Source organism: Ventrimonas faecis (assembly GCF_040096075.1).
In the GTDB taxonomy this organism is placed as follows: Bacteria; Bacillota; Clostridia; order Lachnospirales; family Lachnospiraceae; genus Brotaphodocola; species Brotaphodocola faecis.
This window is the reverse complement of record NZ_JBBMFJ010000040.1, coordinates 1-25182: the sequence shown is the minus strand read 5'-3', so window position 1 is coordinate 25182 and position 25182 is coordinate 1. Positions and strand designations below refer to the sequence as shown.

The window sequence follows — 25182 nt, the reverse complement described above, 5'->3', positions numbered from 1 at the left end:
GGCCCTCCTAATGATATTTATTGTATCATAGAAGGACCTTACTTAGGTTATTTTACAGAAAAAGTTTCATAGGCTCGTTTTATTTGGAACCATGGTCATTTTCTTTGCCATTGGTGTACCGATCGGTATTTGTCTGATCTTTCCGTGCTTCCTTCTGCTGTTAGTGAATCCGGTTACATCGGCTTCTTTTCTGGCACAGAGCTTTTATACCGGCGTAGCATCGTCATCCATGATTGCGCTGCCGTTTTTCATGATTTGCGGCAACATTATGGATAAGGGTGGTATTTCTAAACGTTTGGTAGGTGCGGCAAACAACTGTATTGGCGGTATTACCGGTTCTCTTGGTATGGTAACCATTCTGGCTTGTATGATGTTTGGTGCAGTATCTGGTTCTGCCGTTGCAACCGTAGCAGCAATTGGTGCGATCATGCTTCCGGAGATGGTAAGAAATGGATACGATAAGTATTATGCAACCGGACTTTGCGCAACCGCAGGTGGTCTGGGCATCATCGTTCCGCCAAGTTATCCGATGGTTATTTACGGCGTTACCAACAACGAATCCATCGGTGATCTGTTCATCGCCGGTATTGTTCCAGCATTCCTGGTAGGTGGTCTCTTAATGCTGGTCAATTATCTGTACTGCAAGAAACATGGAATCAAAGGCGACAACAAGTTTGATCTGAAAGTAGCGCTCAAAGGTTTCTGGGATGCAAAGTGGGCGCTGTTAATGCCAGTCATCATTCTGGGCGGTATCTACAGTGGTATTTTCACTGCAACCGAGGCAGCAGTTGTGGCAACGGTTTATGGAATCATCATCGGATGCTTCGTATACAAAGAGGTTACTTTTAAGCAGTTATGGAATGAGTTTAAATCCACTGCCACATTCTCCGGCGGTATGATGTGGACCGTTGCACCGGCTACCGCAATCGGCCTGATCTTTACTTACATGGGCGTAAATAAGGGAATCGCGAACTTCTTCTTAAGCATTTCCACCAACACCTATGTGGTAATGAGCCTTGTTATCGTAATCTTGTTCTTCATTGGTATGTTCATGCAGACCACTCCGGCTATCGTTATTTTCAGCCCGGTTCTGTTAAACGTAGCTAAGACCGTTGGCGTAAGCTCCTTACAGTTTGGTGTTGTTATGACACTGGCTCTGGCACTTGGTTTCTGTACTCCGCCAGTATGTGCGAACGTATTTGTGGCACAGAGTATGACGGGCCTGCCTATGGATAAGATTGTAAAGCCTGCGATACCATTTATCGCAATGTTGATTGTGGCACTGTTCGCAGTGGCATTTGTACCGGGACTGTCTGTTGGGCTGGTTAGTCTTCTCAAATAAGCAAAAAGGACGCGCATACGGCGCGTCTTTTTTGTCTGATAGAAAAAGAAGAGGCGTAAACAGCGCCTCATTGATAGTTAAAGATTAGGGTAATAAGAGATGGAACGTTCCCTGGAACCCATAATGGCTTTGGTGAATCGGTCCATATCACAGGTTTTGATGGATTCCACCAGTTCTTTGTGGTGTTCCATAATGCGGGAAAAACCCTGGAATGCAGCCACAGATTTTTCTACATTGTGGTGCATTACATCATCGGTGAGCTCAGCAATGGCATCGTAGATCAGAAAGAGCAGTTCATTGTTTCCGAGACTGCAGATCAGACGGTGAAAATCGCTGTCCAGCTCGTGAAATTTAGGAAGATCTCCCCGATCTGCCGCCGCTTCCATCTGATGAAAGAGTTCTTCTAGCTTTCCAATTTTCTCCTGGGAGATGGAGTCGGTCATGGCAAGACGGACACTTCCTAACTGGAGAATGGCGCGCATGTCGTTGATTTCATTTGGATTGCGTCCCAGGAGTTTTAAACGGTAGAGTTCTGTAAAGTAGGAACGCAGGTTGAAGTCCCGGACAAAGGTTCCTTCACCGACACGGGTTTCGGTTAATCCCATGGCACAGCAGCGCTGGATGGCACTGCGCAGGGACATACGACTGACATCTAAAGACGCGGCCAGTTCCGTTTCGGATGGGAGTTTTTCCCCTGGAGCCCAGGTCCCTTTTAAAATTTCGGATTGCAGATAATCGAAAATCTGATCCACTAGGCTGGATTTTACAAATTTTGGCATGATAGTTTACTCCTGATTCTATATAATTTGAATGATTGTGTACAGGTTCCGATTTGCAGATTTTTATCTGATGTAGAAATGATTGAGTAATACTGTGAAGAGCAAAAAGGAATGGTCTAGTTGTACGACAAGTGTATCTATAGACAAGTATAAAGAATAAATCGAGAAAATGCAATCAATTTATTTGAAATAGGATTGGAAAGGTCATAATACACAAAAATTAGAGAAAAAATAGTTGAAAAATAACAAAAAAGTTGCAAAAACCTTTACGATATCATTATTGCTTCTTGAAAAAGAAGATGATAACATACTTGTATAACAGGAAGACAGGAATACAAGTAGCAAAACGATGACAAAGCAATGTATGATGATGGAAAAGGGAGAACGACTTATGGCAAAGACAATGACAAAGTTAGTATCACTGGGGTTATGTGTATCCATGGGAGCAGCGCTGGCTGCATGTGGAGGCTCAGGGAGCAATAGTAGTGAGGAAACTTCTGCCCAGACACAGGGAGCAGCCCAGAGTGAAGGCAGTTCAGAGGGAAACGTAGCAGCTTCCGATGATATTCCGGTTAAACTGCGCATGGCATCCGTGGTTTCCCAGAATGAGTTGAATGAGCGCAAAACCGGTATGGCAGCGGGCCTTATGACCTGGATCGATACCGTACAGCAGGAATCCGGCGGAAGTATTACTATTGACTTGTACCCAGATAGCCAGCTGGCATCTGGAACAGATGCCATTGTAAACGGAATTACCAGTGGTGCTTTTGAGGTAGCACATTTTACTACAAGCAACTGGGGGGAGTACTCCAACGCATTTGCGGAATTAAATGTTCCGTATCTGTTTAGCAATTATGAGGAAGTGGACAAGATTCTGGAGGGCGACATCGGACAGCAGATGAAAGACCGCCTGGAGCAGGATGTAAGCGGAATCAAGCCGTTAACCTATTTATTCATCGGCTTTCGCAACGTAACCGCTTCCAAACCGATTCAAACAGTAGATGATATGAAGGGCTTAAAAATCCGTACCATGAATGACAAACTTCAGATTGCAGCCATGGAGGCCATGGGATGTGCTGTTACTTCCGTTCCAATCAGCGAGCTTTACAGTGCCCTGCAGACCAAGATGGTAGACGCAGAAGAGAATCCGTTATCTACGATCTACTCCAACAAGTTCTACGAAGTAAACCCGTACTGCTGTTTGACAAACCATTCCTACACTTCCACGTTCGTGTTCATGAGCAAGGATGCCTATGACAAACTGTCTGATAATCAGAAAGCAGCGGTTGAGAAAGCAAACGAAGCAGCCCTGGCTGCATCACAGGAAGCAGCAGGAAGCGCAGACGAAGAGTATAAGAAGCTTTTAACTGATGCGGGGATGAATATTTACGAGCCAACAGCAGAAGAACTGAAGAAATTCCAGGACGCGGCAAGCTCCTGCTGGGATCAGGCAAAAGAAATCATGGGTCAGGAACGTTATGATGCACTGATGGCTGAAATGGGTAAGTAGAATACTGAGGAGAGAAAACAACATGGAGAGAAATACCAGAGGTTGGAAAAAAAATTTTGTAAACATCGATCAGTATGTTAGCGCGGTCATTTTCATCGTGATCATGTTCCTTCTGTTTTTGCAGGTGGTGAGCCGTTATGTGTTTCACCATTCTTTTACCTGGACAGAGGAACTGTCCGTACTGTTGTTCGTGTGGATGACTTACCTGGGGGTTTCCAGTGCGGTAACCTATCGTAAGAACCTCCGTATTGATGCACTGCTTAACGTAGTGCCGTTTAAAGTGAAAAAGGCAATGCTTATTGCCAGTGATATGATTTTCATCATCTTTAACCTGTATCTTATCATTCCGTTTTTGGAACTGATTCAGAGCATCGGAACATCAAAAACCCCAATCCTGGGAATTCCGAAAGCCATTACCTACTGGCTAATCCCGGTAATCCTGGTTATTTCTTCCATCAAGCTTCTTGTGGATATTAAGAAACTGATCCATGAGGATGAGAAACGTCTGGGCGCATCCAAACCGACCATCGACCTGGAAGCCTTGGAGGAAGAATACAGACAGAAACAACGTGTAAAGCTTGAAAAAGGGGGAAACTGATTTATGGATCTGTTGGTATTATTTGGAACAATGATTCTGTTTTTTGCCATCGGCGTGCCGATTGGCATCTGCCTGATTTTTCCGTGCTTTTTACTGCTTTTGGTGAATCCGGTAACATCGGCATCGTTTCTGGCACAGAGTTTCTACACTGGTGTAGCATCCTCCTCCATGATTGCACTTCCGTTCTTCATGATCTGCGGTAATATCATGGACAAGGGCGGTATCTCCAAACGTCTGGTAGGTGCAGCCAATAACTGTATTGGCGGTATTACCGGTTCTCTTGGTATCGTTACTATCCTGGCCTGCATGCTCTTTGGGGCGGTATCCGGTTCTGCAGTTGCAACAGTGGCAGCTATTGGAGCAATCATGCTTCCGGAAATGGTAAGAAATGGCTATGATAAATATTATGCAACGGGTCTCTGTGCAACGGCAGGAGGCCTGGGCATCATCGTTCCGCCGAGTTACCCAATGGTTATTTACGGCGTAACAAACAACGAGTCCATCGGTGATCTGTTCATTGCAGGCATTGTTCCGGCAGTGCTGGTTGGTGTCCTGCTGATGTTAGTAAACTATATTTATTGTAAAAAACGCGGCATTAAAGGCGAAAACAAATTCGAACTGAAAACCGCTCTTAAAGGCTTCTGGGATGCAAAATGGGCACTGCTGATGCCAGTCATCATCCTGGGAGGAATTTACAGCGGTATCTTTACCGCAACAGAGGCGGCGGTGGTGGCAACCGTTTATGGAATTATCATTGGCTGCTTTGTATATAAGGAAGTAACCTTCAAACAGCTCTGGGTTGAGTTTAAATCCACTGCAACATTCTCTGGCGGTATGATGTGGACCGTAGCTCCGGCAACGGCAATCGGCCTAATCTTTACTTACATGGGTGTCAATAAGGCAATCGCAAGCTTCTTTTTGGGAATTTCCACAAACACTTATGTGGTTATGAGTCTGATTATCATCATTCTGTTCTTTATCGGAATGTTTATGCAGACGACACCGGCTATCGTTATTTTCAGCCCGGTTCTGTTAAACGTAGCAAAGAGCGTAGGCGTCAGTTCTCTGCAGTTCGGCGTGGTTATGACTATTGCCCTGGCTGTTGGCTTCTGTACACCTCCGGTTTGTGCGAACGTCTTTGTAGCACAGAGTATGACGGGACTTCCAATGGACAAGATTGTAAAGCCTGCAATTCCGTTTATCGGAATGCTGATTCTGGCACTGTTTGCAGTGGCATTTGTACCGGGATTATCAGTAGGTCTGGTCCAGCTTTTAAAATAGCAAAACAGAACAAAAAAGCTATCGCAGGCGGTTTTACAAAATAAATAAGGAGAAGGACCATGGAACAGGTAAATAAGTTATTAAACGGGGTGGAAATCCCAGATATGGCACAGGTGCGTCAGAACTTTTCCGCACCGGTACTGGATGATCCGTGTGGAACATTGAAACAGCAGTTAGATCGTCCGGAAATTCGAAATCTGGTAAAACCTGGAATGAAAATTGCGGTGACTGTAGGCAGCAGAGGGATAGCAGAGTATATCCCTCTGCTTCGCTGCATTCTTGACAGCTTAAAAGAGATGGGGGCAGAACCATTTCTGATTCCGGCCATGGGAAGCCACGGCGGAGCATCGGCAGAAGGTCAGAAAAAGCTGCTTGCTGGATACGGGATTACGGAGGAGAGCGTGGGAGTTCCGATCCGGGCTACCATGGAAGTGGTGGCGGTGGATCAGACAGATTCTGGAGAGACGGTCTGGGTAGACCGTTACGCGAAGGAGGCTGATGGCATTGTCCTGTTTAACCGGATTAAGCCGCATACGGGATTCCGCGGAGATTACGAGAGCGGACTGGTGAAGATGGCTGCCATCGGGCTTGGAAAACAGAAAGGGGCAGAAACCGTCCATGATGGAGGGCCTGCTATGATGGCCAGCCGTGTCCGTGAGTTTGGTTGCCGGGCAATCCGAGCTGTGAATGTCTTATTTGGTGTAGGAACCGTAGAGAATGCCTATGAGAAAGTGAGAATGGTGCATGCTCTGACCCGGGATGAAATTTTTACCGAGGAGCCGGAGATGCTGGCCGTGGCAAAGAGCGGAATGCCTTGTATCATGTTTGAGCATCTGGATGTTTTGATTGTAGACCAAATTGGAAAAAATATCAGCGGACCAGGCATGGATCCGAATATCACGCACACCTATCTGCCGGGGGCAGCAATTTCGGAAGAACTGCGTGCAAAGCGTGCGACCCGGGTGGTGATCTTTGATCTGACAGAAGAAACCCACGGAGCAGCTATGGGAATCGGTATGTCCGATATCACCACAAAACGGCTTTTTGAGAAGATGAATCTGGATACCACTTATCCGAACTGCCTGACTGGCGGGGTTACTGTATCTGCGAAGATCCCGATGATGTTTGATAGCCAGAAGCTGGCTATCCAGGCGGCAATCAAGACGTTAAATGGGGCAGATCTTGAGCATCTGCGCATCGTGCGTATTAAAGATACGCTGCATACCGAGTACATTGAGATCTCAGAAGCACTGATGCAGGAGGCAAGGGAGAATCCAGAGGTGGAAATTGTGTCAGAACCTGCCCCTCTGGTATTTGACGAGGATGGAAATCTGTTTTAAAAAGGCGGCCTACCGGGCCGCCTTTACCGCGTTCTGGATTGCCTCTGCCATAACTTCTGCAGCCAGTGTCCCGGCAACATTTAAGTCTGCTTCTACGGTTCCAATGGAGGCGGCATAGATGGAATCGCCGTCGGCCATGGTGCCTACCGGGTTGATGCAGCGCGCGTAGCCGCTGCGGGCCATGGAAGCAATTTTGCTTAATTCTGCTTTGGAAAAAGCGCCGTTGGTGATAATGGCACCGATGGTGGTGTTGGTTTTGCTGTTTGGATCGTGTTGGAACTGGTCGGTTCGCTGGCTGAATTTGTAGAGCTCTTCCAGGGTATCAAAGAATCCGCTGCCATCCGGTTTTCTTGGACCGGCGATTTTTTCGCCGGTAGCCGGATTATAAACATCGCCGAAGGCATTTAAGATCACAACGGCGGCAATCTTTAAGTCACCGATGGAGACTGCATACATGCCAAGACCGGTTTTGGTTGCTTTGTCCCGGCCATAGATTTTGCCAACACTGGCGCCGGTGCCTCCGCCTAAGATGCCGGATACCGGATGCGGGTGTTCTGCATCCTGGCAGGCAGCATAACCCATAGCAGCATCCGGGCGGATATCAGAACGTCCAATACTCAGGTCGTAGATACAGGACTGGCAGACTAACGGAACCTTCGCAAATCCGGTTTCATAACCAATACCGTGTTCTTCCAGATAGCGCATGACTCCGTCACTGGCAGCCAGGCCGAAGGCAGAGCCACCGGAGAGTACAATGGCATTGAGCGGATTGTCGGCGGTGATGGGAGATGTAAGTGGCGTTTCACGGGAAGCAGGCCCCCCTCCGCTGATATCAATACCAGCTTTTGCACCGTGGTCGAAGAGCAGAACCGTCACACCGGTCATGGCCTCATAATCCTGGGCGTTGCCGATGCGAAGACCCTCAAGATCAGTAATGGGAATCTCTCTGACAGAGTCGAATAATTTCATGATGAACCCTCCATGTTTGAAATAGTTAAGCCGCAGGGATCCTGCGGCTTATGAAATCGTGTTTCTTCTATTTTATATAGCCCGTTTTTACTGGCGGAATGCTGCAGCCAGTGCGCGGGATACGGCGCTGCCCAGAATGGTGCAGGCAACTGCCTCAATAGCACCCTGAACACCGACAAACAGAATCACGAAAATAAGCGGATTCGTTGCGCCGAGCTTGGTAACAATGCCCTGGATATACTCAGTATTATAGAAAAAGAGTACCAGAGAACTCATGAAGAACAGTGTATTTAACAGCGGGCAGGACAGGCTTGCCACGATGAATGCACCATTTTTGGAAAATTTCTTTACCAGCTGGAAAATCAGACCGCAGATCCATCCTTCAAGGATTCGCGGAACCAGGCAGGTAAATAACAGGCCGAACGGATTGATCTGCATAAGTGCTGCACTGAATGCAGAGCCGCCGGTTAATGCCATAGCCACGCTGGTCAGGCCAAAGGCTGCGCCGCAGATGGCACCGGCTGTCGGTCCAAGAATGATGGCACCGACGGCAACCGGAACGGTTAAAAAGGTGATGGTAAGTCCCGGGGTACGTAAGTAACCGAGCGGTGAGAAGGCCATAACGAAAATAATCGCTACCATAAGGGCCAGCTTCACCATGAATGAAGTCCGGGTGTGTGAAAGTTCTGAACTGATTGGATTCCTTGTTGCTGTTTTCATTGTTTTCTCCTTCTTTCGCTGATAAAACGGCATGATCTGCTGCGCACAAAGGCAGCCGGACCGGTGTCCCCCTGTTTTTCAGCATTTTGATATTGAGTGGGGATACAATGAACGGAATCTTAAGAAAGGCAGACGGACCTGGCAGAAGTATCAAGATACTGCTCCCTGAGAAATGTCGCCGACAGAGTAAATTGTTGCAGCCGGAATGGTCTGCACGGGTTCTGTCTGGACAGATTATGAAAGGGCGCAGAAGACTGCGTCCGAACTGAGATTTGATACATTTTCCTAAGAATAACGTTCAACCCTACTATAACACAAATCTTTCAAACGGCAAGTGTTTCTGGAGATACATAGGAATTTTTTTTATTTTATGCTATACTGGAATCGTATTTGTGCTAATCTGGAAGAAACTGGATGGATTAGTGCCGGGCTTCTGACAGAAAAGATGAATGCGGAAAGAGAGGAAAATGATATGAAGAAAACAATGACAATGCTCCTGGCGTGTGCCATAACTGCGGCATCTCTGGCTGGATGCTCCGGTGCAGACAAGACTCAGACAGCGGCAGAGAAGGAAGCTGTAGAGGAGACAACCGCAGCAGAGACAGCGGCGGAAACTGCGGCGGAAAAAGAGACTTCTGAGGCAGTAAAGCCAGACTCAGATGCAGAGACTCTTCGCGTTGGTTCCCTGAAGGGGCCTACCACCATAGGACTGGTTTCCCTGATGGACAAGGCTTCAAACGGGGAATCGGAGGGAGCTTATGAGTTTACAATGGCAGCAGATGCTTCTGAACTTGCGGCGCAGGTGGTTTCCGGTGATCTGGATATTGCGCTGGTTCCGGCCAATCTGGCAAGTGTGCTGTACCAGAAAACAAAACAGGGCATTGAGGTCATTGATATCAATACGCTAGGTGTGCTTTATGTGGTTTCTGCGGATGATTCCATCCACAATATCGGGGATCTGAAGGGGAAAACGCTGTATATGACCGGAAAGGGAACTACGCCGGATTATGTGCTGCAGTATCTTTTAAAGGCCAACAGCCTGAGTACCGATGATGTGACGATTGAATATAAGTCTGAGGCTGCTGAGGTTGCTGCGGTATTAAAGGAACAGGAAGATGCCATTGGTCTTTTGCCTCAGCCTTTTGTGACTGCCGCTATGGCACAGAATGAGAATTTAAAGATGGTGCTGGACCTGACAGAGGAGTGGGATAAGACCCAGCCGGAAAATGGCAGTTCCCTGGTTACCGGTGTTACAGTATGCCGTAAAGAGGTTCTGGAAGAGAATCCGGAGGCAGCAGAGCTGTTTGTGAAGGAGCATGGAGAATCCGCTGAATGGGTCAATGCCAATGTGACCGATGCCGCAGAGCTGGTAGCAGCGGCAGGAATCATCGAGAAGGCTCCGATCGCTGTAAAAGCGATTCCGTACTGCAGCATTGTCTGCATTGATGGTGAGGATATGAAGACCAGACTGTCTGGTTATCTGGAGGCTCTGTATGAGATGGATCCGTCTGCTGTAGGCGGACAGATGCCGGATGATGGTTTCTATTATCTGCATGAGTAGGTTGAGAAAGCCGTTTATTATCTGTCTGTGGCTGGCATTCTGGCAGACTGCAGCTGTGCTAGTCCACAATTCCATTATGCTGGTGGGGCCTTTTGAGGCCCTGCTGGCATTGTGGTCACTGCTTCCGTCCGCGGATTTCTGGCGCTCTGTTGCCGGCTCCTTTGGACGCATCAGTGCCGGCTTCCTGCTTGCATTTGCAGTTGGAATACTGCTTGGAAGCCTTGCATACACAGCTCCGTTTCTGGAAGAAATTCTGGAGCCCTTCATGCTGTTTCTCAAGGCAGTTCCGGTGGCCTCCTTCGTGATTCTCGCCCTGATCTGGGCCGGTTCCAGAAACCTCTCCGTGGTAATATCGTTTCTGGTAGTATTGCCGGTGATCTATGTCAATACCTTAGCCGGATTGCAAAGTACAGATCCGAAGCTTCTGGAAATGGCCGTGGTGTTCCGGATGCCGGTCTGGCGGAAAATACGCTTTATTTATCTTCCGGCGCTAGTGCCACATCTGGTAAGCGGATGCCGCATTGCCCTTGGCATGAGCTGGAAATCCGGCGCGGCAGCAGAGGTGATCGGTCTGCCGGAGCACTCCATCGGCGAACACCTGTATATGGCGAAGATTTATCTGGAAACGGCCGATCTGTTTGCCTGGACTCTGGTGATCATTCTGGTGAGTGCCGTGTTTGAGCAGATGGTGCTGTTTATGATTTCCAGGCTTTGCCCGCAGAGAGGAGAGGTTACACATGAAACTGCAGATTTGTGACCTGTGTAAACAATTTGATGGTGTTCCGGTGCTGGATCATGTTTCTATGGAGCTGGAGAGCGGGCATATTTACTGTCTCACGGCACCATCCGGGAAAGGGAAGACCACACTGTTTCGCATTCTGATGGGGCTGGAAACGGCAGACAGCGGCCGGCTTTTCATGGAGAGGGTACCGATCGGAGCGGTTTTTCAGGAGGACCGCCTGTGTGAATCATTTTCCGCAGTGGATAACGTCCTCATGACATCCCCTTCATCTGTGAGCCGTGCAGAAGTGAGGAGAGAGCTTATGGAGCTTTTGCCGGAGGAGGTGCTGGACCGGCCTACAGCTACCTTGAGCGGAGGCCAGAAACGACGCGTGGCTATCTGCCGTGCCCTTTGCGCCTCGTCCGGGCTTCTGATCCTGGATGAGCCGTTTACCGGTCTGGATGCAGGAACCAAGGCAGATGTAATCCGTTATTTACAAAAAAAGAGTGCCGGGAAGCTTACGCTTCTCAGCACACATCAGGAAGAAGATATTTTAGCTCTGGATGGGACTCGGATCACGATATAATTGGGTGCTTAGTATGCGATGATTTCGTAGCCGTCCTCCGTAACCAGAACCTGGATTTCCCACTGGGCAGATGGTTTGCCATCTTCCGTGTATACAGTCCAGTCATCATCTGCGTCAACGAAGACATCCGGCTTGCCCATGTTGACCATCGGCTCGATGGTAAACATCATGCCAGGGACCATAAGCATTTCCGTTCCGCGTTCGGATACATAGCTGACCCACGGCTCCTCATGGAACTGGAGGCCTACACCGTGTCCACCAATCTCGCGCACTACGCTGTAGCCATTTTCGCGAACAAAATCGTGGATCGCCGCGCCCATGTCACCCAGGAAGTTCCATGGCTTAACTTCTTTCAGGCCAACCTCAATACTCTGTCTGGTAATCTCCACCAGTCGCTTTTTCTCCGGAGAAACATCACCAATGCAGAACATGCGGGAAGAATCGGAGTAATAGCCATCTAAGATGGTAGAGCAGTCTACGTTGATGATATCGCCGTCCTGCAGTACGCGCTCCGGATCCGGGATGCCATGACAAACAACCTCATTGATGGAAGTGCAGACACTTTTTGGAAAACCCTCAAAGTTTAACGGAGCCGGGATGGCACCGCGTTTTGTGGTTTCATCGTAAACCCACTGGTCAATCTCCTCGGTGGTAACACCGGCTTTGATATGCTCAGCTACATAATCCAGGACTGCGATGTTGACCCGGGCACTGGCCTTGATTTTCTCAATCTGCTCCGGCGTTTTGATCATGTTGTGCTCCGGCACGATGCAGCCCTTGTTTTCGTACATTTTCAGTTTTTCATCAAAATCATAGTGGCATTTTTTGTATTTGAGCCCGCTGCCGCACCAGCAGGGACTGTTTCTGTCGATCATATGCATGGGAAATTCCTCTTTTCTTATGAAATTCATTATCTGCTATCAAGCGTAGCATGGAAAAAAAGTTTGTCAAGAGAAAATCCGGTTTTTGAGAAATTGCAATGATAGGACGGAACGAATAAAGGTCCGGAAGAGAACGAGACCGCCTTCCTCTATTTTCACATATCGTTGTTTGCTTGCTCTCGCTAACACGCGTTCGCCTGTGTCGGATTAACATCCGCCACATTCGGACGTGTGTGCTCAAGATGCAAACACCTGATATGCTGAAAATCCCGGAAAGCGGTCTCATTCACTTCCTACTTTATTGGCCCTGCTACAAAAAATAGAAGCTACAGCCTATATTAACTCTGCCATAAAAAGAAAACGCAGCTCGAACACTACGATTAGATAAAAGCCGGATTTACAAGCTTTCGTCAGCAACGTTCTGGCTGCGTTTATTATTATCGTAGAATAACCAATACAGTAGAAGGTTCGGTCAGACTATACAGAATAAGCAGATGCGTTGGAATTTTCTTCATGAGCGAGCATAGCGCCAGACCGGAGAGCATTGTCTGAGCGTGCAAAGCACGCGAGTTTTGCTCGCAGGTCTGGCAATAGGCGGCGGAGCGAATGAAGTACAAAATTTCACAGCATCTGCTTATTCTGTATAGTCTGACCGAACCTTCGGACCCTATTGGTTATTCTTTAATTTTTATTTCAGCTTTTCTCCGGTCAGCATTTCATAGCTCTGAAGATATTTGTCGATGGTTTTCTGTACGACTTCCTCCGGCAGGGTCCAGTCGTTGCCCGGGTGGGAGGTGAGCCAGTCACGTGCAAACTGCTTGTCGAAGGACGGCTGGCTGTGGCCAACTTCGTAGCCTTCTACCGGCCAGAAACGGGAGCTGTCCGGGGTGAGCATTTCATCGCCAATAACGATGTTGCCGTTCTCATCCAGACCAAACTCAAATTTGGTATCAGCAATGATGATTCCGTGAGCGTACGCATAATCCGCACATTTTTTGTAAAGAGCGATGGTGCAGTCACGAAGCTTTGCGGCATACTCTGCGCCCTTGCCCGGGAAGTATTTCTCCAGGTGATCAATGCTCTGCTCGTAGGTGATGTTTTCGTCGTGGTCACCAATTTCCGCCTTGGTGGAAGGAGTGTAGATCGGCTCAGGCAGTTTCTGAGATTCCTGTAAGCCCTCCGGCAGCTTGACACCGTTTGCGGTGCCGTTTTCTTTATAGCTTGCCCAGCCACTTCCGGTGATGTAACCGCGGACGATGCACTCCAATGGGAGCATAGTCAGTTTCCGGCACATCATGGTCTTGCCCTCGAATTCCGGAGAATGGAAATATTCCGGCATCTCGTTTACATCGGTGGTGATCATGTGGTTTGGCAGGATGTCTTTGGTGAGATCGAACCAGAACTTGGACATCTGGGTCAGGACCTTGCCCTTGTTGGTTACGGTGTTGTGGAGGATCACATCAAAGCAGCTGATGCGGTCGGTGGCTACCATGATCAGGCTGTCACCATTGTCATAGATTTCGCGTACCTTTCCTTCTTTAACAGGTTTCATCTCTTCATACCTCGCTGTGCATAAAATTTTAATTGTGTAGTTACGGTTGTGGGGACTGTCTGTGCATACAGACAGCTTCTGGTAATAGAATATACGCAAAACAAATAAATAGCAAGTCTTTTATTAAAAAAACTTATAAAATTTTTGAGAGGATGCCGGGACTGCTTTACAATTCAGGCTCTGTAGCCTATAATGGGGCATAAGTATGATTTGTAACTGTGAGGGTACTGAACAGTTACTATGATTTAATGGAAAATGGAGAATATGATGATAGGTAAAATATGGAAGAAACTCGTAAACCGGGAGACCATTTCCTACCTGATCTTTGGCGTGCTGACTACGCTGGTAGACTGGATCAGCTACTGGTATATGCGACGCGCCGGGATTGACTATCGGCTTGCAACGGCGGGTTCCTGGGCGGCAGCAGTGCTGTTCGCTTTTGTGACCAATAAGCTGTTTGTGTTTGGCAGCTTTGATCTGCACCCGAAGAAGGTGTGGTCGGAGTTTGTGCCTTTTGTGGCCTGCCGGGCCGCAACCGGGGTATTCACCATGGTGGCCATGATTGCCATGGTGGACGGACTGGGGATTAAACAGGATTTTATCTGCAAGATTGTGGTATCAGCCATCTCTCTGGTGCTGAACTACATCTTCAGCAAGTGGTTTATTTTTAAGAAAAAGGAGTAACTGTGAGGGTACTGAACCGTTACAAAAAAAGAATCGTAAGTAAGGAGCTGCATCATGCAAAGCAGGAAAGTCGCCTGTATTACGAGAGAACTAGAGGATCTGCTTATGATTGAAGAAGAAAGAGGCACACTTCAGAAAAAAAGTGGAAGTGTGGCGGATTTGCTGGCGGAAATGGAAACCGCGGTAGCGAAGGTGGAAGCACAGCGGGAACAGGCAGCCGGACAGCTGGCAGAAACGCAGCTGGAAGTACCGGCAGAGTGCACAGCACAGGAGCCTGTGCAGAGAACAGCCAAAGCACCGGAGCAGAAGCGGCCGGAACCGGAACCGGAATCACGGAAAGCGGCCGGAAAGCCGGAACCGAAACCGGAGCCGCCGGAAACAGCCAGAACACCGGAGCAAGAGGCACCGAGAACACCGGAGCCGGAGTCATTGAAACCGCATGGCAGTCTAAAAGAGAAACCGCATCGCGCGACCCGTCAGGAGAAGCGCGCGAAGAAGCGCCTGCGCAGGCAGGAACGGGAAGACGAGGGGCTGCTGCACTCAGCAGATGCCCTGATCGCGGCCTTTGCCATCCCGGTGGTCATCATGCTGATCATTTTTGTGCAGCGCGGAATTTTCCCGTTTGGGGAGGAAACCTTCCTGCGCACGGATATGTATCACCAGTACGCGCCGTTCTTTTCCGAGTTCCAGTATAAGCTGACCCACGGCGGAAGCCTGCTATACAGCTGGGATGTGGGCATGGGCGTAAACTTCTCGGCCCTGTATGCGTATTATCTGGCGAGCCCGGTCAACTGGCTTTTATTCCTGTGCCCGAAGGGCCTGGTCATTGAATTTATGACCTACCAGATCGTATTAAAGATTGGCCTTTGCGGCCTGTCGATGGCATATTATTTAAGAAAACACTGCCGGACCAATGATTTTGGCATTGCCTTTTTTGGTATCTTCTACGCATTGTCCGGATATATGGCAGCTTACAGCTGGAATATTATGTGGCTGGACTGCATCATCCTGTTCCCGCTCATCGTCCTGGGGCTGGAGCGGCTGGTGAAAGACGGAAAAGGAATGCTCTACTGCCTGGTGCTGGGGCTGTCCATTCTTTCCAATTATTATATTTCCATCATGACCTGCATTTTTATGGTGCTGTATTTCATAGCCCTGCTGGTGCTGGATGAGGAGATGCACTGGGAGAAATTTGTGGGCCGCGGGTTCCAGTTTGCGGTGTACTCCCTGCTGTCAGGCGGCCTGTCGGCGGTGGTGCTGCTTCCGGAGATTTTTGCCCTGCAGATGACAGCTTCGGGCGATATGAGCTTCCCGAAGACCTTTTCCCAATATTTTCCGATCTTTGACATGATCGCCCGCCATATTGGCAATGTGGAAACGGAAATCGGGCTGGATCACTGGCCTAATGTGTACTGTGGCGTGGCAGTACTGATGTTCTTCATCCTGTATCTGCTCTGCAAACGAATCTCCGCGAAGGAAAAAGCGGTTTACTGCGTGATGCTGTTATTCTTTTTTGCAAGCTTTTCCTTCAATATATTAAACTTTATCTGGCATGGCTTCCATTATCCCAACAGCCTGCCCTGCAGACAGTCGTATATTTACATTTTCCTGGTGCTGTTTGTCTGCTACCGGGCCTATATGTATCTGCGGGACACACCATGGAAGTATGTGACGGCGGCGTTTGCCGGAGCGGTAGTCTTTGTGCTGCTGGCGCAGAAGCTGGTAACGGAAGACCATTTCCACTTCATCGTGTATTATGTTGCGATCCTGTTCCTGGCGCTGTACCTGGGCGCCATTGCCCTGTACCAGAAGGGGGAACGCTATTACTTCCCGGCACTGTTTTACGCGCTGGCGGTTGTTTCCATTGAGGCAGCGGTGAATACAGCGGTGACCAGTGTGACCACCACCAGCCGCACGGCCTACACCGACGACAACGCGGCCGTGGAGGAGCTGGTAGATACGCTCCAGCCAAACGATACCTTTTTCCGCGTGGAGAAGGTAACCAGAAAGACGAAAAATGATGGAGCCTGGATGCATTTTCCATCGGTTTCCCTGTTTTCCTCCACAGCAAATGCGGATCTGTCGGAACTCTTTAAAAAGCTGGGTTGTGAGAGCTCCACGAACGCTTACAGCATTACGGGCAGTACGCCGCTCATAGACGCGCTGTTTTCCGTGAAATACGGCCTCTACTCCGAAAAGCCGGAGGATACGTCCATGCGGACGGCGATTGGCGAGCAGGACGGCATCTGGCTGTATCAGAATAACGATACGCTGCCGGTGGGCTTTTATGTGGCACCGGATTTTGAGTCCCGCTGGGATCTGGAGACCGGCAATCCGGCGGATGTGCAGAACAGCCTGGCCGATGCCGTTGGGGCAGAACAGGTGCTGAATCTGGTTCTGGACACCACCACGGAGGGCAGTGACCTGACCTTCACCCCGGAAACAGGCGGTGAATATTACGCTTATGTGGGAAACAAAAAGATTGAGAAGGTAACAGCTACCACCTGGAAGGGCACAAAAACTTTTACCAATGTGGACCGCGGCTATCTGCTGGAGCTTGGCTACTGTGCGGCGGGAGAAGCCGTAACACTGACTGCTGAGGACAGCAAGGAAGAAATGTGGGCCGATGTTTACCGTTTCTCAGAAAACGGCCTTGGCTCTGTAACAGCAAAGCTTTCCGCACATCCATGGAATTTAACGAGCTGGACGGATACCTCCTTAAAGGGAAGCATTTCCTGTGATCAGGAGGGCTGGCTCTTTACCACCATCCCGTTTGACGCGGGCTGGAAGATTACGGTAGACGGAAGAGAGCAGGAGCCGGAAAAAGTTCTGGATTCCTTTGTGGGAATCTGGCTGAGCGCCGGAAACCACACGGTGAGCATGGAATACACGCCAAAGGGCCTGATTCCGGGAACTCTGATTTCAGCAGCCAGTGCCGTACTTCTGGCGCTGATCGCGGCAGGCGGGCATCTGCTTCGCCGGTACCGGGAAGACCTGAAATATGAGCAGGACGAGGAAGCATACGATCCCTATGTGGATGAGGACGGGGCGCCGGAACAAACAGCACCATCCGGTTCTGGAAAAGCATATTCCGAACACCTGGAAACAGAACAAACGGAACCGGATCATCCGGATGAAAGGGAATAAGCAGTTACGAAATAGGATAATACAAGAAGAGGAGACAAACATTATGAAATTATGGGGCGGACGCTTCACAAAAGAAGAAAATCAGCTGGTACACAATTTTAACGAATCCCTGTCCTTCGACCAGAAGTTTTATCATCAGGACATTCAGGGCAGCATCGCCCATGTGACCATGCTGGCAAAACAGGGCATTGTTTCTGAGGAGGACCGCAAGGCCATCATTGACGGATTAAACAGTATTCTGGCAGATATCGAGTCCGGTAAGCTGGTATTTACCAAAGAACACGAGGATATCCATTCCTTCGTGGAGGCAAACCTGATCGAGCGCATCGGCGATGCCGGCAAGCGTCTTCATACCGGCCGCAGCAGAAATGACCAGGTGGCTCTGGATATGAAGCTTTACTGCCGTGACGAGATCGACGAGATTGATGTTCTGGTAAAGAATCTGTTAGAAGAGCTGTTAAAGATCATGGAGGAAAACCTCGACACCTACATGCCGGGCTTCACCCATCTGCAGAAAGCGCAGCCGGTTACTCTGGCTCACCATATGGGCGCTTACTTTGAGATGTTTACCCGCGACAGAAGCCGCCTGCACGACATCCGCAAACGCATGAACTACTGCCCGCTGGGCTCCGGTGCGCTGGCTGGCACCACTTATCCGCTGGACCGTGCTTACACCGCCCAGCTGCTTGGCTTTGACGGCCCGACCTTAAACAGCATGGATTCCGTATCCGACCGTGATTATGTGATCGAGCTGTTATCCGCGCTCTCCACCATTGCCATGCACTTAAGCCGTTTCTCTGAGGAAATCATCATCTGGAACAGCAACGAGTACCGCTTCGTGGAGATTGATGACGCTTACAGCACCGGCAGCAGCATCATGCCGCAGAAGAAGAACCCGGATATTGCCGAGCTGGTACGCGGCAAGACCGGTCGTGTATATGGCGCGCTGATGTCCATCCTTACTACCATGAAGGGCATCCCGTTAGCATACGACAAGGACATGCAGGAAGATAAGGAGCTGACCTTTGACGCCATTGACACCGTAAAGGGCTGCCTGGCTCTGTTCACCGGCATGATCTCCACCATGACCTTTAATAAGGAAGTAATGGAGGCAAGTGCAAAGAACGGATTCACCAACGCGACTGACGCAGCTGACTATCTGGTAAATCACGGCGTACCGTTCCGTGATGCCCACGGCATTGTAGGCCAGCTGGTACTGTTCTGCATCGATAAGGGCATTGCGCTGGATGACATGACCCTGGATGAGTTCAAGGCCATCAGCCCGGTGTTCGAGGAAGATGTCTACGAGGCCATCAGCATGAAGACCTGCGTGGAGAAGAGAACCACCATCGGCGCTCCGGGACAGGAAGCAATGAAGAAAGTCATTGCGATCTACAAAGAGCAGTTAGAGAAATAACATTATATTTATGACTAAGGGCCTGAGAAGCCGACATTGGCGGCTTCCAGGCCCTGTTCTGTTTCATAATTCAATTTTTATTTATCCAAGCACCAGGAATACTTCCTGGGTCTGCTTTCCGTGCTGGCGGGTCTGGGCGTGGGTGTCGAAGAAGATGTCCACATGGTTGCCTTTTACGCCGCCGCCGCGATCCTCCGCGGTGTAGATGATACCGTTGATCATGACTTTGCTGCCGTAGGGGATGATGCGCGGGTCTACGGCAATGGTATGGCTGGATTTTGCAATGGAGCCGGTGCTGGTGCGGCGGCCCCAGCCTTCCGAACACTGTTTGCACGGGCAGTAGCCGGTGGTGCGGAAGAAGCCGAGGGATTTTAAGCCGGTGTGTTCATGGCTTTCCTCAGTGGAATTGTTTTCTGCGGTGGTCTGGGCTGTCTCTCCTTTTACATAGGTTTTCGGATTGGAAAGGGCTTTGCCGTCTACGGTGCCCTCTACCACATAGGCGCCGTCTGCCAGCGCGTCCCAGTTCATGTTAATGCGGAAGCCATGGCGGCCATTTCCGATGCCGTTTTCTTCCAGGTCAGAGCGGTAGGTGACAGCGGGCTGGTGAAAGCTTTTTACCTGCTCACCGGTTTCTTTATTGGTAATGGTAACAGTAACCGGAACTCCGGTGTTTGGCAGGGAAGAATCCCAGCCCCAGCCGACAATGGTATTGCCTTCAAAGTCATCGAAAGAGCCATCCAGGTCTGCTGCCAGGGCCGTGAAAGCACCTCCGATGAGAAACATTGCTGTAATCAGTAAAGTTGCGAGAGTCGTTCTTTTTTTCAACATAAAATCATTCCTTTCTTTTCCAAATTTGTTACAGAAACTGCCCTACGGAAAAATGAAATATTTGATTCACACAAAATAAATATATGTAACAAATTTGTAATATATGAACGATAAGACCTTATTTTACATGATTTTTCTGATTTGTCAAGGAAAAAACGAAAAGCGGGGCCGGGCATACAGTTTCCAGGCAGAGAAAAACGAGACCGGAACAGAACGAAAAAATGCAAAGAATCACAGAAAAAACACAGATTTTTCGGGTAAACCTCTTGACAAACGAGGTGGGGTAAAGTATATTAATCACAGAATGTTAGCACTCCTTAATGATGAGTGCTAACAATAACAAAAGGAGGCGGCAGAATGGAGCTGGATGATCGTAAAGTTACTATATTAAAAGCCATCATCAAGACTTATCTGGAAACAGGTGAGCCGGTGGGTTCCAGAACCATTTCCAAATATACCGACCTGAAGCTGAGTTCCGCAACCATCCGGAATGAGATGTCGGACCTGGAGGAGATGGGTTACATTCAGCAGCCGCATACATCGGCAGGGCGAATCCCTTCCGACAAGGGCTACCGCTTCTATGTAGACCAGATCATGCAGGAGAAGGAGCAGGAGGTCACCGAGGTCAAGAGTCTGATGATCAAACGGGTTGACCGGGTGGAGCTGGTTTTAAAGAAACTGGCACAGCTTCTTGCCAACAACACCAACTACGCCGCCATGATCAGTGGCCCCCAGTACCATCAGAACAAGCTGAAATTCATCCAGCTGTCCCAGATGGAGGAGAACAAACTCCTGGTGGTCATCGTGGTGGAGGGAAACCTCATCAAGAATGCCATGGTGAACGTACCGGAGCCGGTAAGCCAGGAAGATATCCTGAACTTAAACATTTTGCTTAACAGCGCGCTCAACGGCCTCACCATTGAGCAGATCAATCTGGATGTCATCACAAAGCTGAAACAGCAGGCCGGTGTTCACAGCCAGATCGTGGACCTGGTACTCAACGAGGTGGCCGGAGCCATCCGGGCCGACGAGGAAGATCTTCAGATCTACACCAGCGGCGCCACCAACATCTTCAAGTATCCGGAGCTGAGCGAGGGCGAGAAAGCAAGCCAGCTGATCAGCACCCTGGAACAGAAGGATAAGCTCCAGGAGCTCATTGCAGATGTAAACGAGTCGGAAGACAACAATGGAATCCAGGTTTACATCGGAGACGAGACACCGCTCCAGACCATGAAGGACTGCAGCGTGGTCACCGCCAATTATGAGCTGGGCGAGGGCATCCGCGGTACTATCGGTATCATCGGGCCAAAGCGGATGGATTACGAAAGGGTACTCAGCACGCTGAAGCATTTAATGAAGCAGCTGGATGCCACTTATAAAAACGAAGAGAGTTAGCGCTGGATCCACAGCGATAAAGAAAGGCGATAAACCATGAGTCAGAAGGAAAAAGAAATGAACCAGGGCGCTGCGAAAGCTGAGAGCGAGAATCTCGAGGCTGAGCAGGTTCAGGCAGAAAACGGTGAAACCTCCGCAGGAACCGAAAAGCAGGAGGCAGAAACCAAAGAAACTGAGAAGGAAACCAAAGAGAGCGAAGCCAAAGACGCAAAGAAGGATCCGAAGGATGCTCAGATCGAGGAACTGCAGGACCGCTTAAAACGTCAGATGGCTGAGTTCGATAACTTCCGCAAACGTACGGAAAAAGAAAAGGCAGCCATGTATGAGATCGGAGCAAAGGACATCATCGAGAAGATCCTTCCGGTGTTAGACAACTTCGAGAGAGGTCTGGCAGCCGTGCCGGAGGATGAGAAGGGTTCTTCCTTCGCCGAAGGCATTGAAAAGATTTACAAGCAGTTCGTGAAGACTCTGGAGGATGCCGGAGTGGAAACGATCGAGGCAGTAGGTCAGCAGTTCGATCCGAACCTGCACAACGCAGTAATGCATGTGGAGGATGAGAAGTATGGCGAGAATGAAATTGCCATGGAACTGCAGAAGGGTTACAAGTACCGCGGCAGCGTGGTACGCCACAGCATGGTTCAGGTAGCAAACTAAACCGGCTGTATACTTAGCGTATTATCAAAAATTTGTTTGAATAGAGTAGGAGGAAAACATCATGAGTAAGATTATTGGTATTGACTTAGGAACCACAAACAGCTGTGTAGCAGTTATGGAGGGTGGTAAACCGGTAGTTATCCCGAACCAGGAAGGTTCCAGAACCACACCGTCTGTTGTAGCATTCACCAAGACCGGCGAGCGTCTGGTAGGTGAGCCGGCAAAACGTCAGGCAGTTACCAACGCAGACAGAACCATTGCTTCCATTAAGAGACATATGGGTACCGACTATAAAGTAACCATCGACGGCAAGAGCTATACTCCTCAGGAGATCTCCGCTATGATCCTGCAGAAGTTAAAAGCAGACGCAGAGGCTTATCTGGGCGAGACTGTAAGCGAGGCAGTTATCACCGTTCCGGCATACTTCAACGACGCACAGCGTCAGGCAACCAAGGATGCAGGTAAGATTGCAGGCCTGGATGTAAAACGTATCATCAACGAGCCGACCGCAGCAGCACTGGCATATGGCCTGGACAACGAGAACGAGCAGAAGATCATGGTATACGACTTAGGCGGCGGTACCTTCGATGTATCCCTCATCGAGATCGGTGATGGCGTTATCGAGGTTCTTTCCACCAACGGCGATACCCACTTAGGCGGCGATGATTTCGATAACCGTATTACCCAGTGGTTGGTTGACGAGTTCAAGAAGGCTGAGGGCGTAGACCTGTCCGGCGACAAGATGGCAATGCAGAGACTGAAAGAGGCTGCTGAGAAAGCAAAGAAAGAGCTTTCTACCGCAACCACCACCAACATTAACCTGCCGTTCATCACCGCAACCGCTGAGGGCCCGAAGCATCTGGATATGAACCTGACCAGAGCAAAATTCGACGAGCTGACCCACGACCTCATCGAGAAAACCGCAATCCCGGTACAGAACGCATTAAAAGATGGCGGCGTAACCACCGCTGAGCTTGGCAAGGTTCTGTTAGTCGGTGGTTCCACCCGTATGCTGGCAGCTCAGGAGAAAGTAAAACAGCTGACTGGCAAGGAGCCGAATAAGTCCTTAAACCCGGATGAGTGCGTAGCCATCGGTGCAGCTATCCAGGGTGGTAAGCTTGCAGGCGACGCTGGCGCAGGTGATATCCTTCTTCTGGATGTAACCCCGCTGTCCCTGTCCATCGAGACCATGGGCGGTATTGCTACCAGACTGATCGAGAGAAACACCACCATCCCGACCAAGAAGAGCCAGATCTTCTCTACCGCAGCTGATAACCAGGAAGCAGTAGATATCCACGTTGTACAGGGTGAGCGTGAATTCGCCCGCGACAACAAGACTCTTGGCCAGTTCCGTCTGGACGGTATTCTTCCGGCAAGAAGAGGTGTTCCGCAGATTGAGGTTACCTTCGATATTGATGCAAACGGTATCGTAAATGTATCCGCTAAGGATCTTGGTACCGGCAAAGAGCAGCACATCACCATCACCTCTGGCTCCAACATGTCCGAGGCTGATATCGATAAGGCAGTCAAAGAGGCTGCTGAGTTCGAGGCTCAGGATAAGAAGAGAAAAGAAGCAATCGACGCAAGAAATGACGCAGATGCTATGGTATTCCAGACCGAGAAGGCATTAAGCGAGGTTGGTGATAAGATTGACGCAAACGATAAGGCTGCTGTTGAGGCTGACTTAAACGCACTGAAAGAAGCCATCAACCGTGCTCCGATCGACAACATGACCGATGCTCAGGTTGAGGACATCAAGGCTGGCAAGGAGAAACTGATGAACAGCGCTCAGGCATTGTTCAGCAAGGTTTACGAGGCAGCTCAGGGTGCCGCAAACGCACAGGGCGCAGCCGGTGCACAGGGTGCAGGCGCAGCAGGCGGCAACGCAGGCGCAAACAACAACGACGATGTCATCGATGGTGACTTCAAGGAAGTATAATAGACAGTAACGTAGAAGGAAAGCATCATGGCAGAGAGTAAGAGAGATTATTACGAAGTCCTTGGCGTTCCGAAGAACGCCGATGAGGCTGCTTTAAAAAAAGCATATCGTGTTCTTGCCAAGAAGTATCACCCGGACAGCAATCCGGGTGATGCTGAGGCAGAGCGCAAATTTAAAGAGGCATCCGAGGCGTACAGCGTCCTTAGTGACCCGGAGAAGAGAAGAAAGTATGACCAGTTCGGCCATGCTGCATTCGAGGGCGGCGCAGGCGGCGGTGCCGGCGGATTCGGCGGCTTCGATTTCAACGGAGCTGACATGGGAGACATCTTCGGCGATATCTTCGGAGACATCTTCGGCGGCGGAAGAAGCCGCAGCAGCCAGTACAATGGCCCCATGCGCGGTGCCAATGTAAGAGCTGCGGTCCGCATTACCTTTGAGGAAGCCGTATTCGGCTGCGAGAAGGAAATCGAGATCAATTACAAAGAAGAGTGCGCAACCTGTCACGGCACTGGAGCAAAGCCTGGCACAGCACCGGAGACCTGTAAGAAGTGCGGCGGCAAGGGCAAGATCATCTACACCCAGCAGTCCTTCTTCGGTCAGGTACAGAATGTCCAGACCTGTCCGGATTGCGGCGGCAAGGGCAAGGTCATTAAAGAGAAATGCTCTGACTGCTATGGAAGCGGTTACATCACCAAGAAGAAGAAATTCAAGGTCACCATTCCGGCCGGCATCGACAATGGCCAGAGTGTACGCTGTGCAGGCGGCGGTGAGCCTGGTGTGAATGGCGGCGAGAGAGGAGACCTCTTAGTCGAGGCTGTGGTATCCCAGCATCCGGTATTCAAGCGTCAGGATGTGAACATCTTCTCCACCGTGCCGATCTCCTTCGCTACGGCAGCCCTGGGCGGTCCGATCCGCATCAAGACCGTAGACGGCGAGGTAGAGTACGAGGTCAAGGCAGGAACCCAGACCGACACCCGCGTCCGCTTAAAGGGCAAGGGAGTACCGTCCTTACGCAACCGCAACTTACGCGGTGACCATTATGTGACTCTGGTGGTACAGGTACCGGAGCGCTTAACCGAGGCGCAGAGAGAAGCGCTTAAGAACTTCGATGCTGTGATGCACGGAGAAGTTCCGGCTGAGACAAAGCATAAGAAGAAAGGCATTTTTGGAAACAAGTAAAGGTCTTTCAGAAACATAAAAAGAAAGGGTCTGTCGCACTATCAAATATTTTTTGCTGGGCGGCAGCCCTGCTTTATGCCCAAATGGGGGCGAAATCGG

21 protein-coding genes are annotated in these 25182 nt (G+C 49.7%); 15 read left to right on the top strand and 6 right to left on the bottom strand.

What is annotated here, in order from left to right; translation table 11 throughout:
- Positions 1-91 precede the first annotated feature (91 nt).
- Entirely contained in the window at positions 92-1342 is a 1251-nt protein-coding gene (locus tag WMO41_RS14600) for a TRAP transporter large permease (protein ID WP_349230379.1), read from the top strand.
- A 77-nt stretch (positions 1343-1419) separates the two neighbouring features.
- Here WMO41_RS14600 and WMO41_RS14595 read toward each other — a convergent pair whose 3' ends face one another.
- Complete coding sequence (locus WMO41_RS14595) at positions 1420-2121, bottom strand: FadR/GntR family transcriptional regulator (protein WP_349230378.1); 702 nt, start codon at positions 2119-2121, stop codon at positions 1420-1422.
- A gap of 391 nt (positions 2122-2512) precedes the next feature.
- Here WMO41_RS14595 and WMO41_RS14590 point away from each other — a divergent pair, with 391 nt between their 5' ends.
- Genes WMO41_RS14590 through WMO41_RS14575 form a run of 4 tightly spaced genes read left to right on the top strand, consistent with a single transcriptional unit; the run spans position 2513 to position 6850 of the window.
- Complete coding sequence (locus WMO41_RS14590) at positions 2513-3631, top strand: TRAP transporter substrate-binding protein (protein ID WP_349230377.1); 1119 nt, start codon at positions 2513-2515, stop codon at positions 3629-3631.
- 22 nt (positions 3632-3653) lie between these two features.
- Entirely contained in the window at positions 3654-4229 is a 576-nt protein-coding gene (locus WMO41_RS14585) for a TRAP transporter small permease (RefSeq protein WP_349230376.1), read from the top strand.
- 3 nt (positions 4230-4232) lie between these two features.
- Positions 4233-5510, top strand: a complete 1278-nt coding sequence (locus WMO41_RS14580) for a TRAP transporter large permease (RefSeq protein WP_349230375.1) — start codon at positions 4233-4235, stop codon at positions 5508-5510.
- Between the two features lie 59 nt (positions 5511-5569).
- Complete coding sequence (locus tag WMO41_RS14575) at positions 5570-6850, top strand: nickel pincer cofactor-dependent isomerase, group 22 (protein WP_349230374.1); 1281 nt, start codon at positions 5570-5572, stop codon at positions 6848-6850.
- A 9-nt stretch (positions 6851-6859) separates the two neighbouring features.
- Here the strand turns inward: WMO41_RS14575 and WMO41_RS14570 are convergent, their stop codons facing one another.
- Together WMO41_RS14570 and WMO41_RS14565 are read right to left on the bottom strand one after the other, a co-directional pair.
- The gene (locus WMO41_RS14570) at positions 6860-7819 is read right to left on the bottom strand and encodes a P1 family peptidase (protein WP_349230373.1); all 960 of its coding nucleotides are present in this window, start codon (positions 7817-7819) and stop codon (positions 6860-6862) included.
- Positions 7820-7906: 87 nt separating this feature from the next.
- Positions 7907-8539, bottom strand: coding sequence for an ECF transporter S component (locus WMO41_RS14565; RefSeq protein ID WP_349230372.1), 633 nt, complete (start codon positions 8537-8539; stop codon positions 7907-7909).
- A 472-nt stretch (positions 8540-9011) separates the two neighbouring features.
- On the opposite strand from WMO41_RS14565, the gene WMO41_RS14560 reads away from it, so the two are divergent.
- Genes WMO41_RS14560 through WMO41_RS14550 form a run of 3 tightly spaced genes read left to right on the top strand, consistent with a single transcriptional unit; the run spans position 9012 to position 11407 of the window.
- Complete coding sequence (locus tag WMO41_RS14560; RefSeq protein WP_349230371.1) at positions 9012-10100, top strand: ABC transporter substrate-binding protein; 1089 nt, start codon at positions 9012-9014, stop codon at positions 10098-10100.
- Positions 10093-10857, top strand: a complete 765-nt coding sequence (locus WMO41_RS14555) for an ABC transporter permease (protein ID WP_349230370.1) — start codon at positions 10093-10095, stop codon at positions 10855-10857. The genes WMO41_RS14560 and WMO41_RS14555 overlap by 8 nt, the downstream gene beginning before the upstream one ends.
- Complete coding sequence (locus tag WMO41_RS14550) at positions 10838-11407, top strand: ATP-binding cassette domain-containing protein (RefSeq protein ID WP_349230369.1); 570 nt, start codon at positions 10838-10840, stop codon at positions 11405-11407. The genes WMO41_RS14555 and WMO41_RS14550 overlap by 20 nt, the downstream gene beginning before the upstream one ends.
- An 8-nt stretch (positions 11408-11415) precedes the next feature.
- On the opposite strand, the gene WMO41_RS14545 is transcribed toward WMO41_RS14550, so the two are convergent.
- Positions 11416-12288: a methionyl aminopeptidase gene (locus tag WMO41_RS14545; RefSeq protein WP_349230368.1), complete on the bottom strand. Its 873-nt coding sequence runs from the start codon at positions 12286-12288 to the stop codon at positions 11416-11418.
- Between the two features lie 688 nt (positions 12289-12976).
- A complete protein-coding gene (locus WMO41_RS14540) occupies positions 12977-13867 on the bottom strand; it encodes a phosphoribosylaminoimidazolesuccinocarboxamide synthase (RefSeq protein WP_349230380.1) in 891 nt (296 codons plus the stop codon).
- Between the two features lie 228 nt (positions 13868-14095).
- Between WMO41_RS14540 and WMO41_RS14535 the strand changes: the two genes are divergently transcribed.
- From WMO41_RS14535 to argH, 3 genes are all read left to right on the top strand, one after another.
- The gene (locus WMO41_RS14535; RefSeq protein ID WP_349230367.1) at positions 14096-14524 is read left to right on the top strand and encodes a GtrA family protein; all 429 of its coding nucleotides are present in this window, start codon (positions 14096-14098) and stop codon (positions 14522-14524) included.
- Between the two features lie 105 nt (positions 14525-14629).
- A complete protein-coding gene (locus WMO41_RS14530) occupies positions 14630-17671 on the top strand; it encodes a YfhO family protein (RefSeq protein WP_349230366.1) in 3042 nt (1013 codons plus the stop codon).
- 43 nt (positions 17672-17714) lie between these two features.
- Positions 17715-19088: an argininosuccinate lyase gene (gene argH, locus WMO41_RS14525; protein ID WP_349230365.1), complete on the top strand. Its 1374-nt coding sequence runs from the start codon at positions 17715-17717 to the stop codon at positions 19086-19088.
- An 81-nt stretch (positions 19089-19169) separates the two neighbouring features.
- On the opposite strand, the gene WMO41_RS14520 is transcribed toward argH, so the two are convergent.
- Positions 19170-19871 (bottom strand): 3D domain-containing protein, encoded by a 702-nt coding sequence (locus WMO41_RS14520; RefSeq protein WP_349230364.1) that lies wholly within the window; start codon positions 19869-19871, stop codon positions 19170-19172.
- Positions 19872-20273: 402 nt separating this feature from the next.
- Here WMO41_RS14520 and hrcA point away from each other — a divergent pair, with 402 nt between their 5' ends.
- The 4 genes from hrcA to dnaJ all read left to right on the top strand — a co-directional run bounded on the left by hrcA (position 20274) and on the right by dnaJ (position 25083).
- Complete coding sequence (gene hrcA / locus WMO41_RS14515; RefSeq protein ID WP_349230363.1) at positions 20274-21311, top strand: heat-inducible transcriptional repressor HrcA; 1038 nt, start codon at positions 20274-20276, stop codon at positions 21309-21311.
- A gap of 36 nt (positions 21312-21347) precedes the next feature.
- On the top strand, positions 21348-21965 hold the full coding sequence (gene grpE / locus WMO41_RS14510; RefSeq protein ID WP_177292366.1) for a nucleotide exchange factor GrpE: 618 nt from the start codon (positions 21348-21350) through the stop codon (positions 21963-21965).
- 61 nt (positions 21966-22026) lie between these two features.
- A complete protein-coding gene (gene dnaK, locus WMO41_RS14505; protein WP_349230362.1) occupies positions 22027-23904 on the top strand; it encodes a molecular chaperone DnaK in 1878 nt (625 codons plus the stop codon).
- 27 nt (positions 23905-23931) lie between these two features.
- Positions 23932-25083 carry a molecular chaperone DnaJ gene (gene dnaJ / locus WMO41_RS14500; protein ID WP_349230361.1) on the top strand — a complete coding sequence of 384 codons (1152 nt, stop codon included), beginning with the start codon at positions 23932-23934 and terminating at the stop codon, positions 25081-25083.
- Positions 25084-25182: the final 99 nt, after the last annotated feature.

Bases quoted from the DNA above. Each gene is read 5' to 3' on its own strand.
- dnaK (WP_349230362.1), top strand. From the start codon at position 22,027: ATGAGTAAGATTATTGGTATTGACTTAGGAACCACAAACAGCTGTGTA.
- WMO41_RS14560 (WP_349230371.1), top strand. From the start codon at position 9,012: ATGAAGAAAACAATGACAATGCTCCTGGCGTGTGCCATAACTGCGGCA.
- WMO41_RS14600 (WP_349230379.1), top strand. From the start codon at position 92: ATGGTCATTTTCTTTGCCATTGGTGTACCGATCGGTATTTGTCTGATC.
- WMO41_RS14530 (WP_349230366.1), top strand. From the start codon at position 14,630: ATGATTGAAGAAGAAAGAGGCACACTTCAGAAAAAAAGTGGAAGTGTG.
- WMO41_RS14580 (WP_349230375.1), top strand. From the start codon at position 4,233: ATGGATCTGTTGGTATTATTTGGAACAATGATTCTGTTTTTTGCCATC.
- WMO41_RS14555 (WP_349230370.1), top strand. From the start codon at position 10,093: ATGAGTAGGTTGAGAAAGCCGTTTATTATCTGTCTGTGGCTGGCATTC.
- dnaJ (WP_349230361.1), top strand. From the start codon at position 23,932: ATGGCAGAGAGTAAGAGAGATTATTACGAAGTCCTTGGCGTTCCGAAG.
- WMO41_RS14565 (WP_349230372.1), bottom strand. From the start codon at position 8,539: ATGAAAACAGCAACAAGGAATCCAATCAGTTCAGAACTTTCACACACC.
- WMO41_RS14545 (WP_349230368.1), bottom strand. From the start codon at position 12,288: ATGCATATGATCGACAGAAACAGTCCCTGCTGGTGCGGCAGCGGGCTC.
- grpE (WP_177292366.1), top strand. From the start codon at position 21,348: ATGAGTCAGAAGGAAAAAGAAATGAACCAGGGCGCTGCGAAAGCTGAG.
- argH (WP_349230365.1), top strand. From the start codon at position 17,715: ATGAAATTATGGGGCGGACGCTTCACAAAAGAAGAAAATCAGCTGGTA.
- WMO41_RS14570 (WP_349230373.1), bottom strand. From the start codon at position 7,819: ATGAAATTATTCGACTCTGTCAGAGAGATTCCCATTACTGATCTTGAG.
- WMO41_RS14535 (WP_349230367.1), top strand. From the start codon at position 14,096: ATGGAGAATATGATGATAGGTAAAATATGGAAGAAACTCGTAAACCGG.
- WMO41_RS14585 (WP_349230376.1), top strand. From the start codon at position 3,654: ATGGAGAGAAATACCAGAGGTTGGAAAAAAAATTTTGTAAACATCGAT.
- hrcA (WP_349230363.1), top strand. From the start codon at position 20,274: ATGGAGCTGGATGATCGTAAAGTTACTATATTAAAAGCCATCATCAAG.
- WMO41_RS14575 (WP_349230374.1), top strand. From the start codon at position 5,570: ATGGAACAGGTAAATAAGTTATTAAACGGGGTGGAAATCCCAGATATG.
- WMO41_RS14595 (WP_349230378.1), bottom strand. From the start codon at position 2,121: ATGCCAAAATTTGTAAAATCCAGCCTAGTGGATCAGATTTTCGATTAT.
- WMO41_RS14520 (WP_349230364.1), bottom strand. From the start codon at position 19,871: ATGTTTCTCATCGGAGGTGCTTTCACGGCCCTGGCAGCAGACCTGGAT.
- WMO41_RS14550 (WP_349230369.1), top strand. From the start codon at position 10,838: ATGAAACTGCAGATTTGTGACCTGTGTAAACAATTTGATGGTGTTCCG.
- WMO41_RS14590 (WP_349230377.1), top strand. From the start codon at position 2,513: ATGGCAAAGACAATGACAAAGTTAGTATCACTGGGGTTATGTGTATCC.